Source organism: Photobacterium sp. SKA34, assembly GCF_000153325.1.
GTDB lineage: Bacteria > Pseudomonadota > Gammaproteobacteria > Enterobacterales > Vibrionaceae > Photobacterium.
The window spans coordinates 7,709-22,474 of the sequence record NZ_CH724141.1 but is presented as its reverse complement, the minus strand read 5'-3'; the positions used below and the strand labels follow the sequence as shown (position 1 = coordinate 22,474).

At 37.4% G+C, this 14,766-nt stretch carries 14 protein-coding genes; 6 read left to right on the top strand and 8 right to left on the bottom strand.

Annotated features, from left to right (window positions below):
- Nucleotides 1-280: 280 nt before the first annotated feature.
- Complete coding sequence (locus tag SKA34_RS01430; RefSeq protein WP_006643703.1) at nt 281-790, bottom strand: hypothetical protein; 510 nt, start codon at nt 788-790, stop codon at nt 281-283.
- Between the two features lie 345 nt (nt 791-1,135).
- Between SKA34_RS01430 and SKA34_RS01425 the strand changes: the two genes are divergently transcribed.
- The 3 genes from SKA34_RS01425 to SKA34_RS01415 all read left to right on the top strand — a co-directional run bounded on the left by SKA34_RS01425 (nt 1,136) and on the right by SKA34_RS01415 (nt 5,707).
- Complete coding sequence (locus SKA34_RS01425) at nt 1,136-3,295, top strand: TonB-dependent siderophore receptor (protein ID WP_232284195.1); 2,160 nt, start codon at nt 1,136-1,138, stop codon at nt 3,293-3,295.
- A 212-nt stretch (nt 3,296-3,507) separates the two neighbouring features.
- A complete protein-coding gene (locus tag SKA34_RS01420; RefSeq protein WP_006643701.1) occupies nt 3,508-4,404 on the top strand; it encodes an SPOR domain-containing protein in 897 nt (298 codons plus the stop codon).
- Between the two features lie 307 nt (nt 4,405-4,711).
- The gene (locus tag SKA34_RS01415; protein ID WP_006643700.1) at nt 4,712-5,707 is read left to right on the top strand and encodes a D-alanine--D-alanine ligase; all 996 of its coding nucleotides are present in this window, start codon (nt 4,712-4,714) and stop codon (nt 5,705-5,707) included.
- A gap of 81 nt (nt 5,708-5,788) precedes the next feature.
- On the opposite strand, the gene SKA34_RS01410 is transcribed toward SKA34_RS01415, so the two are convergent.
- Complete coding sequence (locus SKA34_RS01410) at nt 5,789-6,757, bottom strand: tyrosine-type recombinase/integrase (protein WP_006643699.1); 969 nt, start codon at nt 6,755-6,757, stop codon at nt 5,789-5,791.
- 211 nt (nt 6,758-6,968) lie between these two features.
- Between SKA34_RS01410 and SKA34_RS01405 the strand changes: the two genes are divergently transcribed.
- Nucleotides 6,969-7,325 (top strand): DUF3319 domain-containing protein, encoded by a 357-nt coding sequence (locus SKA34_RS01405; RefSeq protein ID WP_006643698.1) that lies wholly within the window; start codon nt 6,969-6,971, stop codon nt 7,323-7,325.
- Nucleotides 7,326-7,395: 70 nt separating this feature from the next.
- Here SKA34_RS01405 and SKA34_RS01400 read toward each other — a convergent pair whose 3' ends face one another.
- Together SKA34_RS01400 and SKA34_RS01395 are read right to left on the bottom strand one after the other, a co-directional pair.
- The gene (locus SKA34_RS01400) at nt 7,396-7,908 is read right to left on the bottom strand and encodes a RimK/LysX family protein (protein ID WP_006643697.1); all 513 of its coding nucleotides are present in this window, start codon (nt 7,906-7,908) and stop codon (nt 7,396-7,398) included.
- A gap of 81 nt (nt 7,909-7,989) precedes the next feature.
- Nucleotides 7,990-8,616: an HAD family phosphatase gene (locus SKA34_RS01395; protein WP_006643696.1), complete on the bottom strand. Its 627-nt coding sequence runs from the start codon at nt 8,614-8,616 to the stop codon at nt 7,990-7,992.
- Nucleotides 8,617-8,737: 121 nt separating this feature from the next.
- Here SKA34_RS01395 and yciH point away from each other — a divergent pair, with 121 nt between their 5' ends.
- On the top strand, nt 8,738-9,061 hold the full coding sequence (yciH, locus tag SKA34_RS01390; RefSeq protein ID WP_006643695.1) for a stress response translation initiation inhibitor YciH: 324 nt from the start codon (nt 8,738-8,740) through the stop codon (nt 9,059-9,061).
- A 65-nt stretch (nt 9,062-9,126) separates the two neighbouring features.
- On the opposite strand, the gene SKA34_RS01385 is transcribed toward yciH, so the two are convergent.
- Nucleotides 9,127-10,215 (bottom strand): choloylglycine hydrolase family protein, encoded by a 1,089-nt coding sequence (locus tag SKA34_RS01385; protein ID WP_006643694.1) that lies wholly within the window; start codon nt 10,213-10,215, stop codon nt 9,127-9,129.
- A gap of 206 nt (nt 10,216-10,421) precedes the next feature.
- Complete coding sequence (locus SKA34_RS01380; protein WP_006643693.1) at nt 10,422-11,726, bottom strand: hypothetical protein; 1,305 nt, start codon at nt 11,724-11,726, stop codon at nt 10,422-10,424.
- 225 nt (nt 11,727-11,951) lie between these two features.
- On the opposite strand from SKA34_RS01380, the gene dtpA reads away from it, so the two are divergent.
- The gene (dtpA, locus tag SKA34_RS01375) at nt 11,952-13,409 is read left to right on the top strand and encodes a dipeptide/tripeptide permease DtpA (protein WP_304412101.1); all 1,458 of its coding nucleotides are present in this window, start codon (nt 11,952-11,954) and stop codon (nt 13,407-13,409) included.
- On the opposite strand, the gene SKA34_RS01370 is transcribed toward dtpA, so the two are convergent.
- Both SKA34_RS01370 and SKA34_RS23405 read right to left on the bottom strand, forming a co-directional pair.
- Nucleotides 13,410-14,351, bottom strand: a complete 942-nt coding sequence (locus tag SKA34_RS01370) for a patatin family protein (protein WP_006643691.1) — start codon at nt 14,349-14,351, stop codon at nt 13,410-13,412.
- Nucleotides 14,352-14,412: 61 nt separating this feature from the next.
- Nucleotides 14,413-14,766, bottom strand: a 354-nt coding sequence (locus SKA34_RS23405; protein WP_039859554.1) for a class I SAM-dependent methyltransferase, incomplete at its 5' end; no start/stop codon positions are given.

Sequence of the window (14,766 nt, the reverse complement as noted above, 5' to 3'; positions counted from 1 at the left end):
TTGTGCTTTTTGATAGCTAACATATTGATGTTATAAATAAAAGAATGGAAAAAATACGTCATACTATTGAAGCAAATTTTCATATCATGAGTTATATCTGAGTTTTTCATATAGCATTGGCATATTAGATGAAGGTGTTAAATTGGCACTCGAGATTGCAGATAAGAATATGTATAGGCAGAAAAAGAGTCGTAAATTAGCAGGGCGCTAATATAAAAAAGTAATATAAAAAAGAGATCATTATGATCTCTTTTTTTCATCAATAATAAAGCGTAATTGCTTAAACTTGATAACGGGTTTTATCACCAATATCGAAATGTAATGGCATGCGCCACTTACTAAATGCTGCAACACCTAACAAGATTGCGCCAAGCATTGCACACGCAATAACGCCAGCGGGAACATTAAAGATAAAACAGAACCAAAAGCCAGCTAATACAATTGGGGTAAGTAGCAATGCTTTAATTTGAAAACAAAAGTATTCCTTGACGGAGAGTGCGCTAAACACAAATAAAGCTGCACCTAATGCCAATGGTTGCCATAATCCAGCAATAAGCCAAATAGCAGCAAATAAGCCTGCCCCTTGAATTAGCCAACGGAAGCGTTTGTCATAAATGTGAACGGTTGTTGAAGATAATAAAGCAACAATAATTAAGAATGGCGTTGCCTGTATCGTTTCGTAACCAATAATAGACATGATAAGTGCAGCAATAGTTAATGCGGAACGATAAAATACAACAGTGAGCTTATCTAATACATCAAGTTCACATTTAATATGGGGATCAGCCATATTTACTCCAGAATAAAACATAATACAAAATAATAACTTTAGTTTACTGAATGAAGATGATGACTTAAATAACTAATTAATCAATATAGCTTTTCATTGACCTATTTAAAAAAATCGACGATTTAATATAAAGTTATAGAACCATAAATGTTAACCATTTTCTGGTGAACAGTAACACCTATATATCTTATGGGTATTTAGTGTGATAGGTGTGTTTGTATATATCATGTTATGTGAAGATAAGTTAAGAAATGTAAACAGTGTAAATTAAATAAAAATGATAATTTATCTCATTTATATTTAGCAGCCATATGTTTTAGACGTGTTTTATTACTTGAGGTTGTTTTGAAAATTACATCACCACTTTTTAAATTGTCGCCACTTCCATTGGCTATTTGTTCTCTACTTTCAATGCCTGCTATTGCAGAAGAAGATAAGCCATCAAATGATCTTTCTGAAAATAATGACGTTGAACGTGTTGTTGTATTTGGTAATCAGTTTAACCATTACAAAGCGGATGAAGCATTTGGTGCAATGCGAAGTGATATCAATTTAATTGATACACCACAGTCAGTGGCCGTTATCCCAAGTTTTATTACTGACGAACAATTAGCGAATAATTTAGGTGATATTCTTGAAAATGACTCGAGCGTTACTGCTGGTGGTCAAAAGTGGGGGTTTCAATACTTTAAAATTCGTGGTTTCGATTTAAGTTCAAGCTCTGGTTATCTTGTTAATGGCCATCAACATTTTTCATATTATCTACAACCGACAGAGATTTTAGAGCAAGTAGAGGTGCTCAAAGGTCCATCGAGTATGCTTTACGGCCAATCAGGTCCTGGTGGTTTGATTAACATGGTAACTAAGAAACCTACATATGAAAATATGGCCAAAGTGGGTTTTGATGTAAATAGTAATGGTTCAACTCGTTATAGCTTAGATGCTGGTGGTAGTTTAAACGATGATGAGACAATTCGTTACCGTACTGTACTTTCAAAACAAGATAGTGTTTCTGCGCGAAAATACAAACAGAATGGTGAGCACAATGAGGGTGATAAAAGTGTCGGTTACTTAAACTTAGAGTTTGATGTAACTGACGATTTATTATTGTCACTTGCTTACAGTAAAACCAATGATAAATCAGGTATTGACGGTGGACGTCTGGATGATGAAGGCAATCTTATTGGTAGTCGAGAAACTATTTGGGATATGCCGTGGGCACAAACAGATAAAGAAGTGACAAATATCGGTGCAGATATAACATACCAAATCAATACTGACTGGAAAGTTAAACTTGGCTATAACGAGCAGCAATATGATCGAAACTATGTCGCTTCACGGCCAAACCAATGTTATAAAAATAATTGCTATGACGATATGGCAGATGGTTATTTCATTAAGCCGTTTGATCGTTATGACGATTGGAATTTCCAAACAGGCTATGTTGACTTAACGGGTCGTATTGACACTTTTGGATTAGAACACCAGCTACTTTTAGGTGCCAATATTCTTGACTACGATTACGCAAGAACACTCTATACGTACGAAGATGCAAATGGCAATAATTTTATTGAAGTAAAACCTGGCGATATAATTGAAAAACCAGACTTTTATAACAATAGCACACGTTCAACAAGTGATAGTTCATACAAACACTTTGGTTTTTATGTACAAGATCTAATGACTATCAATGATTACTGGAAAGTGTTAGCTGGTGTACGTTACGACGAGCAGCATAAAGAAGGTTATGGTAATAACAGTTATGCTGTTTCTCCTAAAGCAGGCTTAATCTTTAATCCAACAATAGATAGCAGTATCTATGTGAATTACTCGAAAAGTTTCATGCCACAAGGCTCTGTAAATAACAAAAGTGACGTTAATGATGGCCTTAACTTAAAACCGCAATACGGTGAGCAGTATGAGTTAGGTGCAAAATGGGCATTGTTTGATGAAAGCTTATTATTAACAGGTGCAATCTTTGATATTGAAGTTTCTAATATTAAAGTGACGGAAGAAATCGTTGATGACCCTAACTTTGATCAAATCACAACTCAAGCAGGCAAGCAAAAACACCGTGGTTTTGAACTTGGAGCACAAGGACAAGTGACAGACCAACTGTTCTTAACTGGCTCTATGATGTATTTAGATGCTAAATATGAACGACGTGCAGGTGATAACATAGATGGTAAACGACCTGCTGATACGCCTGAGTGGTCTGCAAATGTATGGAGTCGTTATGAAGTTAATGACCAACTAGCATTAAACCTTGGTGCAGTTTATGAAGGTAAACGTTTTGCTGATAACCAAAACACAGTGTCGAAAGATGGATATATTCGTTTTGACTCAGGTGTCTCTTACGGCATGAGTGTTGCTGAAACAGATGTTGAATTGCGCTTAAATATTAAGAACCTATTCGATACTGAATACTTTGGCGGTGGTGGTAAAACAAGTACAACTGTAGCTGATGGCCGAGAGTTCACGTTAGGCGTCAATGCAACATTTTAATCTAACGAATTTACTTATTCTTATTAACTCTTTTTATCCGTAACATTTAGCCCTGTATAATACAGGGCTCTTTTTTCCTTTTTAGCGTGACTTTTAAAACAATTACTTAATAAAGATTGTATTAATAGAAGGTTACTGTTGATTGGTGAATTAAGGCACGGCAGAATATCATTAATGTTGTTGCTACATTTTCCTTAGGTCTGAATCCAATCATGAAAAAAACATTTACTATCAGTGTTCTAGCTGCACTTACTGGCTGTATGTCCACACCGCCAACTCAAGCACCGGTTGAAACAATTAATCAATCTAATGCAGAACAGACAATAAAACCTATTGATACCGTAGCGGAAGTCGATCCAAGTGTTGTGTCTGAACCTTTATATTTATCAAGTGAATCTGTTGCCATTAGTGAAAAACAACTACCAACAGAAACGACTCCCTCTGTTGAACCTACCATGACTGAAACCCCAAATACACAGACGACAGCGATAGATCCTGAGCAAAATGTAGCACAAACTGATAATTCTGAGGTTCAAACACCTAATGATATGGTTGATATCGTGGGTGAAGACCATCAAGTCTCAGCACAACGTGATGCTGAAAACACTCAGGACAACAATGTAGTAGAGCCTATACCTGAAGCGACAGTAACGACAGCAACAGCGGCTGATGAAGCGCTCGAAAAGACGGTTGAAAGCACGACAGAGCCTGAAACTGTAAATGAACAAGCGAAAGAAGCCACGCCAAATATGCAACCTACCGATGATACACAAAACACGCTTGATAAAGAGGCGGCAGAAGAAACTGCAGTCGGAGATAAAACTACAGCAGTTAAAGGATTCAGTATTCAACTTTTAGCCATGCGTGAAACAAGTGAGTTCAAACCTTATTTAAGTCAGTTACCAGCGGATCAACCCGCATGGCTCAATGATAAGATGATCAATGGTAGTAGTGTCTACACCTTGTTATATGGTCATTACAAGGATTATGAAACTGCAAAAGCAGCACTGGCAGCTATGCCTCAAAAAGTGGTTCAATCTGGCGCATTTGTTCGTAACTTAGCAGATATTGAATCAACACAATATCCGACATTACAACGTATTCGTTAAGCAATTCACATAAAAGATTATGTTGATGAAGAGTCATTTATTACGATAAATGACTTTTTTATTGCCATAAGTTCAGCAGATACATGTAAGCTAGGTGTTAGAAGCGTTGATTTACTAAACAAGTAACTCGCCAAATTTAAAATAAATCACGATTCGCGATAGCATAGGGTGCACAGTATCGATTTTTTTGATTACTATGTTATTCACACAGACTTTGACGATTTTGCATTGGTTATATTTGTATCAAAGTTATTAATTATTTCACGTTAGCGATATTGAAAGCTAGCGGCGTTTACAAGGGATGATGATGAGCTCTATCCATGTTTTATTATTATGCGGCGGCGGTAGTGCTGAGCATGAAGTTTCTCTCGTATCAGCAAACTTTATTGAAGAGCAGCTAAAAACGATCAGCGGTGTTACTTATACACGTGTTGAGATGACTAAAAATGACGGCTGGTTAGACGCTGAAAATCGTTCTTGTGAGCTAAATTTAGATAAAACATTGATACTTGGCGATCAAGAAGTTGTAATCGATTATGTCATTCCTTGTGTTCATGGTTTCCCTGGTGAAACGGGTGATCTGCAGTCTTTACTGACAATCGCTGGCCTACCTTTCTTAGGTTGTGGTGCAGAAGCAAGCACAAATTGCTTTAATAAGATCACAACAAAACTGTGGTTTGATGCGCTAAACATACCTAATACGCCTTATGTTTTCCTAAGTGAAAACAACCAAGAAGCGCATAAAGAAGCATCTGAAGCATTTAAAAAGTGGGGTAAGGTCTTTGTTAAAGCGGCTTGTCAGGGATCATCAGTTGGTTGTTACAGTGTAATGTCAGAGCAGGAGCTAACAGAGGCTGTTAACAATGCTTTTGGTTACTCTGATCAAGTGCTTATTGAAAAAGCGATTCGCCCAAGAGAACTGGAAATTGCTGCTTACCAATACGGTGATGAGCTAGTGATCACCAAGCCGGGTGAAGTATCTTGTCCGACTGATAAATTTTACAGTTATGAAGAAAAATACAGCGCTGATAGTGTATCAACCACCATGGTTGAAGCCGAGAACTTAACGGAAGAACAGGTTGAAGCGATCCGTACTTACGCACGTAAAGCGTTTGTACAAATGAAGCTGAAAGATCTTTCTCGTATTGATTTCTTCCTAAGTGAAGATAACGAAATCCTACTTAACGAAATCAATACGTTCCCAGGAATGACGCCAATATCTATGTTCCCGAAAATGCTAGAGCATAACGGTCAAACGTTTGCTGATTTTATTGAGCAAGCGATCAAAAACGCAGTTAAGTAACACATTCACTGTTAATACGAAAAGCCCGTAGACCTTATGCTTTAGAGCTGGTGGTTTATGGGCTTTTTGGCTGGTGGACGATTATTTATTTATATTCTTTTTCGCAAATTTCTTTAATTCACTATCACGCTTACCGCGCTGACCGATATATTGCGCAGGCATAGCCGGGCTACGCCAACGTCCCTGATGCTGAATTTGACTAATAGATAGACCAGAGTCGGCTAAATCTTGGCTTGCACCAACACGGGGGGACTGTCCTGAGAAAATGACATCAGCAGGTAATTCCAGTTCTTGGCTTGCACGGCGGAACACACGGTAAATTGATGAGTGGTCAAGTGGTTTATCGCCAATATTACTGTGCCTATCAATACGCCTAAATATAAAGCTATCCATAATCATGCCGAGTGTTAACCAGCGTTGAACAGATTTAGAGGCTAAATCACTAAGGGCAATAATACGACCGTTCACTGTGATATTGATTAAGCCTGAATCTTCTATTTCAATATGATTTATTGTGAGTGCTGCGACTTCTGAACGTTTTAACATTGCCTCAAAGGTAATCGCCCAAATTGCCATATCTCGAACATCTTTAGGTTTTGTTGATAGGGCAAAGGTATCAAGTAATGCTTGTAAATGATCATCTCTAAAGCCTTGTGCATGCGTGTAATCATCATGTTTATCCAAACGCTGCTTATGCATTGCGAGCTTAATTTCTTGGCTTTGACATGGATTAGGTAGGGCATGACACTTGTGGATAAGCCCTATAGTGACAATGTAACGTTTAAGGCTGGCTAATTTACGTGACTCTGCCATTTTTTCGATGAAACGATGCACTGTCTCGGCTGTTGCAGGTAATGCTGATATTTTATTCCTCTCACAGAACATTAAAAAGTGATTCCAATCATTCTTAAACGCAACCAAGGTGTTTTCGGCGTAACTATGATGGGTAAGTGATTGCCAAATAGCAATGTTGTCTGCCACTTGTTTGAATTGAGTAATACTTTTGGCACGCTTTTCATCACAATCAATAATTGGAATTTTTTTTGCCATAACTTAACACCTAATGCACTATAACTTTGTATTTAAGAGAAATTATAACACTATATATTGAACATAGTATGCAAACTTTAAACATAAGCCGCCTAGTAGCATAAAATACTAGTCATAAATAAAACATCATGCTTAAATTACTCAGCATTTTGAACAAATGGTAACCTTGTTATCATGATGTTGGACTTAGAGTAAGACAAGGATCAACAGTATGAAAAAACGGATTTTTCACCGTGGATATACTATTGAAAATACAACGGGTGTTACCAACGAATGGAAATCAGCAATTAAAGGTAACCCTATCAGCGGTACACTGACTGAAATAAAGAAGAGTGTTGATTGGTGGTTAGACATGAGTACATTCATTTATCCTCAGAAGTTCTCATCTCAACCTTCAAAGCCAGTATCCAATGGTTCATCTGAGAACTATCGTGGTTTTATTATGCGTAATGATACAGGCAAGCCTAACGAATGGTATTTGCTTTTAAGAGGGCAGTTATTAAAGGGTAATGCGACATCCATTAGGCAATACCTTGATAAAGTCATTGAAAAACAATCTAAAGCGTAATAAACAACAAAGCCTGCTAATTCAGCAGGCTTTTTTTAATCGTCATGTCTTGATCGTTACGTCTCAATAACTAATCGTCAGCATCTTCTTTTGTAACATCAACAAGGTAATCACCTTCAAGCCAGTTACGTCCAATTAAGAGTTTGTATTTTAATTTACTACGATCACGTAAGTTCACTGGAATTGCTTTGTTCTGACCGTTCCAAATCAGATCCATTACAACGGCATAACGACGCTCGACACCTTGCGCATTACGTATTTTACTTACTTTTATAATTTTAGCGGTATGCGTAACTTCCTGACCAAGTTCATTCTCAGTTGTGAAAGTAATCTTGTCCCCTAAATTATCATACATACCTTGCTTTGTGTCATCGTTCTCAGTTTTACCGTCGATTTTGATATTGAAAGCATTGATAGATGTTGTGTTAGCTCCTGTATCTATTCGGGCTTTATAATTAATACCAAGATCATTTACCTTGATAGTTTCAACGGGGCCAACAATGGACTTTCCATCACATTTTGGGGCTGCAAAAGTTGTTCCTGAGGCTAGCAAAAGCACCGCAGAGATAAGAATGTTTTTCACACATACTCCTGAAACGAATAATCTATTTAATGATAATAGACTGGATAAATCCATATTGGTTCAAGTGACCGTTAAAATGAGTTAAAAAGCTTGGGTTTTAGGGTTAAACATTGCAAGTACTTCTTCTATTTCTCTTATACAGTCTTGCGTTGGTGTAAAATGCACCGTATTAAACCCGAGTGATTGAGCTGTCTGAATATTAGGATAATGATCATCAATAAAGAGACATTCATTGGGGTTAAGATGATAACGTTGACACAAAAGATGAAAGATTTCAGGCTCAGGCTTCATAGTTAGCTCTTTTCCTGAAACAACACCGCCATTAAAAAATGAAATAAAGTGATGCTTTTCGTATAAGGTTTCAAAAAAGGCACTACACATATTGGTTAGGTAGTAGATAGGGTAATTTTTATCTAGTAATCTAAAAAATAATGCCTCAGTTTCTGGCATTTTTTCCAAACTTAATTGTATATGGTTAATAAACTCTTCCATGCGTTGGCATGAAATACCCGTCCGCGCTGCGAATTTAGGAATTTCCTCGGCTAAGAGCATAGTCCCACGGTCAAGTGCTAACCAATCAGGATGGGCGAGTACTTGTTCCATTAAGATATTTTGCTCATCTATTGATTGAGTAAAAGTTTCTACAATTCTCTGAGGATTCCACTGAAATAACACTGCACCAAAATCAAATATAACGTTCCGAATCATAAGCTGTTCCGTTTAATGTTCTTTTCTTGATAATATTAGCTGAAAGCGAATTAGCAAGGTTCATGTATGAACTTGAAGGCTTATTCACAACAACCACGCAAACAGTGAGACTAATTGCATAATGAATGATAACAGTCGTTTAGTTTTCTCAACCGAGACTGGTCGAATTAAAGAAGAAACAGCAGCACCTGTTCGTCCAAAAGGTGATGGTATTGTCCGTATTCAGCGTGAAACTAAAGGTCGAAAAGGCAAAGGGGTTTCTATTGTTACGGGATTAGATGTTGAAGATACCCAGTTAAAACTGATTGCTGCTGAATTGAAGAAAGTATGTGGCTGTGGCGGTTCTGTTAAAGATGGCAATATCGAAATTCAAGGTGATAAGCGAGATATTATAAAGGCGCACCTTGAGAAGAAAGGTCACACAGTAAAATTAGCCGGTGGTTAATTCAATATCTAGAAAGAGGCCATCGTTTGGCCTCTTTTATTAAACACGAATCGGATTTTAAACTATTAATTCAGCGAAAACTTTCCGGTTAAATCTTTGTAAGTATGAGTTAATTCCATATCTATCACTTTAGGTGCTTTTAGACCTTTTAATGCATCAACAATATTCACCTTCATGTGTTCAGGTGTCAGATAAGTTTTAAAGTAGTAGTCTTTATTCTTTGTATCAGCTACAGATGTCCATACTGTGTAATCGTAGAAGTTACCATTATCGGTAGTATCAACAATTAAGCCTTTTGGAATATCAAATGCGTTAAGAAGGTGGAAAGCTCGGAAAACTGCTTCATCAGCATTTTTCGATGGTATTGATGAATTTACAAAGGTTACCGCACGAACGAAACGGCTTGGTGAGGTGTAATCACCTGGTAGACCAACCATGCCGGTACCTTGGCTGATTGCAGATAGCTGTTCGCCATTAATATCAATCGGTTTGGTATTTTCAGGCGATAGACCGATGAAATTACGGACATGTGTTTCATGCCAATCGTATGCTGGCGTATTAGTTACAACGCTTAACTTGTTATCAAAGATTTTCAATCCAGACTTAGAATATTCTATTACCACAGACTGCCCGTTCGCATCAGTAACCGCATAATGGAATGGTGCAAAGCTGTTAATTTCTTTAATAAATGTACCAACAACCGTGATTTTCTTTAGTCCTTCTTTTACTTCTGCAACATTTTTAAAATTTGCTAAAATATAGTTTCCTAATTCTTCACTTGATACCGCTTGTGATTGGTTTTCTTTCGTCAGCTCTTCAAACTGTGCTTCACCTGCAAAATAAAATGCGCCGAAATACAAACCTTTTTCATTCATACCATCAACAACAATATTTTTGTCTAATGCGTTAGCGCCACCAAAACCATATTTTGCTTTGTAGACGAGGCCCGTTTTTTGCTCGTCACTGGAAAGCGATTTAATTTCGGTACCAGCAGGTACCATCGCAATGTTCGATTGAATATCAAAACCGAACTCCATTGTGCGGCCAGGAATTGCAATGCCATCATCACTTTTTAATACAATGCCCGTACATGCAGATGCAGGTAACGCTGAAAATGCCATACCAATACATAGAGGAAGAAGAAACTTTTTCATAATCATTACCTTAATATTTATAATAAATTCACAACAAAGGTAGTAAAAAAAAAAGTAAAATACCTAAATGAACGTATTAATTGTGCTGAAAACGTGGTTTTGATTTTGAATTATTCTTTATTCTCATGTTTTATCTTAGTTCTTTTTAGTATTGGGCGAATAATAAAAAGGCTGCACATACAGCCTATTACAGCAAATACTACAAGTTACTCTGGGCAGCCGGCATCAAGCATTGCTTGAATATGTGTACCATAGAAAGTGTCGTTACCTTCCCAGCCAGCAGGAAGAGCAGCATTAGGCATGGTTTGATTAGCCGCACTTCTTAATACTGTGTTGCAGTAATTAAATGATAAATCACCGATCTCATGACAACTCGCACATGCACCATCGCCAAGTTCAGCAAAGGCAGGAGGATTGGTCCATCCTTGTGCGGATACTGGCTGATACCTAACATTTGGATCAATATCGTAATCACCTGAAATATCAATTGGAGTATCTGGATGAATTAAGAAAACGTTCTTACCTCTGTGGCATTCAGTACAGTTTTCAGCGAGGTTATCACCATTTTGAATATCTGAAATTTTAAACGTTAAATCTTCACCACCTGTAATTCTTCCACCGGTTTCTTTACTGATATTATCCCAAAAACACGCTTTACCCGTGGTCTTACTTTGGCAAATGATGCCAAGAAATTGTATATATTCACTGCCTGAAGAACCTAAACTCCAACGTGGTAAAGCCATACACGCGCCCGCAACATCAGGATCTTCATAGGCATAAACTTCAGTTCTTCGGCTGGCAAGAAAGTCAGTGGTCGCTGTGCCTTGATGTACCCATAAATCAGAGCCCCAATCGGGTGGAATTGGCACATCATTTTCACGGCAAGTCGCAGTATAATCGTCAGTTGTTTCAGGTGGGATCAATATAATATGAGTTAACCAAGAACGTTGATTTAGAAATTCAAATAGCCAGCTATAATCACCTAAGCGTAAAATAGGGAACAGGTGATGTGTTTCTTTGCGGAACAAACGAAAAGATGGAAAGTACTTATCTTGAGTCGCTTTATCAGCACTGCTTAACATGGCATCAATCATACTATTGGAAAATAAGACCTTATCAACCTCACTCTTTTCGTCGAGTTCTTCAAATGCCTTATAAGCCTCGTTAAATGTATTTTGCTGTTCCTCTGTCAATATAGGTAACACTTCATCAACTAAGGCGTCTTGCATAGATAAAACCTGATCTTTATCTAGAGTTAACTTTTTACCTTCAGCGTCATACAATTTGTCGTAATAACCGTTTGAAATATCGGTTATCAAAAGTTTTGGATCAGGATCATTAGTAGGTTCACTTTCGCTTTCTGGTGTGCTAGGAAGTTGCTCATCAAGTGTAGGGGCATCAGCGGTTGGTGTATCAACTACAGCTGTATTTGTAGTGTCATCAGAGCTTCCACCACCGCATCCTGAGTAGGCTAAAGAAGCTAATAACACAAAAAGTGTCGAGTATTTCATCAATCACTCCTGTACTTATTATTTAAGGTTCAATTAAAGAAAGGATAGTGACCAATAAATGATCAAAAATCGCATAATTAAGAATTAAGGTAGAGAAACAGTAATGTTCTATAGTGAAGGGGTCATATATAAATAAAATTTAAAATAATGCCGCAACATAAAAAGCGCTTAACTAAGTAAATGCTATGTTGGAATGGTGACTGAAAATGCATAAAAAGAAAGAGAATAGACATGTCAGAACTCAACGTTTTTAAACAACCTAAGCCGTTTTATCTCATTTTTTCCATCGAGTTTTGGGAACGCTTTGGTTTTTATGGCATGCAAGCCATTCTTAACGTTTACTTGGTCGACGTGCTCGCGATGTCAGAAGCCGAGTCATTTACCTTATTTGGCGCATTTTCAGCTTTGGTGTTTGGCTCTATTGCTATTGGTGGCTGGGTCGGTGATAAAATTATAGGCACAAAACGCACCATCATACTGGGTGCAATTGTGCTAATGGTAGGGTATGCACTACTAGGTGTTTCAGCTTCAGGCGAATTTAATAGCAAAGAACTGATTTATATTGCGATGGGGTTTATTACTATCGGTAATGGCCTGTTCAAAGCGAATCCATCCAGCTTACTAGCAAAAGTTTACGAAGAAAATGATCCGCGATTAGATGGTGCTTTCACCATGTATTACATGGCGATTAACCTAGGTTCGTTTATATCGACATTACTTACCCCATGGATATCTGAGCAGTTAGGATATGGTGTCGCATTTGGTGTAAGCTCAATTGGTTTACTGATCACCATTGCTAATTTTCTTGTTAGCCGTCGATTAGTGAGGAACATTGGTTCTCAACCAGATAAAGAGCCTGTTAATTATCGTAAATATTTTATTGTCGTTTTAGGCACTATTCTATTAGCGTTTGCGAGCGCGTACTTGTTGCAACATATCTTTTATGCCCATCTAATCCTTGCCGTCGTTGGTGTCACCATTGTTACCTTATATTTTAAAGAGGCATTACAAACGACAGGATTAGAGCGCGCAAAGATGATGGTTGCGTTCGTACTCATGCTACAAGGAGTCGTCTTCTTTGTGCTGTATTTTCAAATGCCAACCTCGTTGAATTTCTTTGCTATTCACAACGTTCAGCACAAAATTTTTGGTATCGAAGTACAGCCAGAGCAATTTCAAGCTCTTAGTCCATTTTGGATCATGATTTGTAGCCCTATACTCGCCATGGTTTACAACAAAACGGGTGAAAAGTTTTCAATGCCGTTTAAGTTTGCTTTAGGCATGGTGTTATGTAGCTGTGCTTTTCTGATATTAACGTTGGGCAGTCATTATGCAGATGCTAACGGCATAATGAGTTCAAATTGGTTAATATTTAGCTACTTATTACAATCTCTTGGCGAGCTATTAGTTTCAGGATTAGGGCTTGCGATGATAGCCCAATTAGTGCCACAACGAATGATGGGATTTGCAATGGGTATGTGGTTTTTAACATCAGCAACCGCTGCGGTTATTGCAGGGTGGGTTGCGACATTAACAGCCGCACCTCAAGGTGTAACCGACCCACATATAACGCTAGAAATTTATGGTGTGGTATTTAAAGAAATCGGTGTAATAACCGGTATTATTGCCATAATCACATTATTTATGGCGCCTAAACTCACTCGCGTTATACAAGGCAAATAATTACGCGATTTTACAACATGTACATTGGCAATAAGACATCATGGTCTTAACAAAATACATTCCCATATGTTTGCCATGCTCATAATCGTGATTTAATGACGTCATATCACTACCTATAAGTTTAGATTTCAATGATTTGTGCGGAAATATTTCATAAATATTAACATTATCAGGAGGGTTAGCAATAAAGTGTTCACTCTCACTGTAACTTTTCTCGTGCAATAAAAGCATATCAATTAATGTTGCTGCTTTGGTTTTTGATAAGCCAGCTTTTACTTTATGTAACCATTTATGATTCGCGCTAAGGCCAATAGGGTTAGTGCGAATAACAACAATGTTTTTAAAACCACGGTTATAAGCTTCTTTAGCCGGAATTGGTGCATTTAAACCACCATCAACCCAATAATGATTATCAGAATAAATGGGATGGCGATTTAAAACAGGAATAGCACATGAGGCTTTTAAACGTTGATCCCAGCTGTCAGAATTTAAATCAAAAAATCCCGCTTGGTGATGATCAATACCTGAAGCACTGGCAAGTACCGTTTTATTTTGCATATTACGGCGACCTGTTTTCCAGTCTAACTTTAATGTTGTTTGGGTTTGCTCTAATAACCAATCTAAATCCATACCGCCTCGATTTGAAAACAATTTGGTATAACTAAAAAACTTCTTCTTGGTGGTAATTTCTGTGATCACACGATAGGCATGTTTTTTTTGTTCACAAATATATGAGGCAAGATTGAGTGAGCCAGCAGATGTACCAATTAATAACGAAAATGGATTAAAATCATGATCAAGAAATGCATCTAAAACACCTGCCGTAAAAATACCTCGTTGGCCTCCACCTTCAGTGACTAAAGCGATATCTGAAATATTCGACTTGGTAGCAAACAAAGCTTCAAAATTATTACGACAATATGAGATATGTTTTCCGGTCATGGTAAAATCCATCTAAGTTAAAAATACCGATAATTTAATACTATAAATTATCGGCAATTGTTTACGCTGCACGAACATGTAAAGGTAATTCGCAACCATTTTTTGTTAGTGAAAATTGTAATAGGTTTAAATCACGGCTTCTAAATGCACCAGCACAACTTAATAAATAATAACGCCACATACGATAGAAACGGTCGTTATATTGATCTGATATTTTATGCCAGTTTTTTTCAAAGTTTTCACACCATGCCATTAGTGTCAGATCATAATCAGGACCAAAGTTATGAACATCTTCAATATTCATTTTTCCTTCAAGCGAACTGCTTAATTGTGCGATAGATGGAATAACACCATTAGGGAATATATATTTATTAATCCACGGATCAGTTTGATTTACTGATACTGGGCTACCAAT

Coding starts and splice junctions, on each gene's coding strand:
- SKA34_RS01370 (WP_006643691.1), bottom strand. CDS start 14,351: ATGACCGGAAAACATATCTCATATTGTCGTAATAATTTTGAAGCTTTG.
- SKA34_RS01380 (WP_006643693.1), bottom strand. CDS start 11,726: ATGAAATACTCGACACTTTTTGTGTTATTAGCTTCTTTAGCCTACTCA.
- yciH (WP_006643695.1), top strand. CDS start 8,738: ATGAATGATAACAGTCGTTTAGTTTTCTCAACCGAGACTGGTCGAATT.
- SKA34_RS01415 (WP_006643700.1), top strand. CDS start 4,712: ATGAGCTCTATCCATGTTTTATTATTATGCGGCGGCGGTAGTGCTGAG.
- SKA34_RS01395 (WP_006643696.1), bottom strand. CDS start 8,616: ATGATTCGGAACGTTATATTTGATTTTGGTGCAGTGTTATTTCAGTGG.
- SKA34_RS01405 (WP_006643698.1), top strand. CDS start 6,969: ATGAAAAAACGGATTTTTCACCGTGGATATACTATTGAAAATACAACG.
- SKA34_RS01430 (WP_006643703.1), bottom strand. CDS start 790: ATGGCTGATCCCCATATTAAATGTGAACTTGATGTATTAGATAAGCTC.
- SKA34_RS01385 (WP_006643694.1), bottom strand. CDS start 10,215: ATGAAAAAGTTTCTTCTTCCTCTATGTATTGGTATGGCATTTTCAGCG.
- SKA34_RS01420 (WP_006643701.1), top strand. CDS start 3,508: ATGAAAAAAACATTTACTATCAGTGTTCTAGCTGCACTTACTGGCTGT.
- SKA34_RS01410 (WP_006643699.1), bottom strand. CDS start 6,757: ATGGCAAAAAAAATTCCAATTATTGATTGTGATGAAAAGCGTGCCAAA.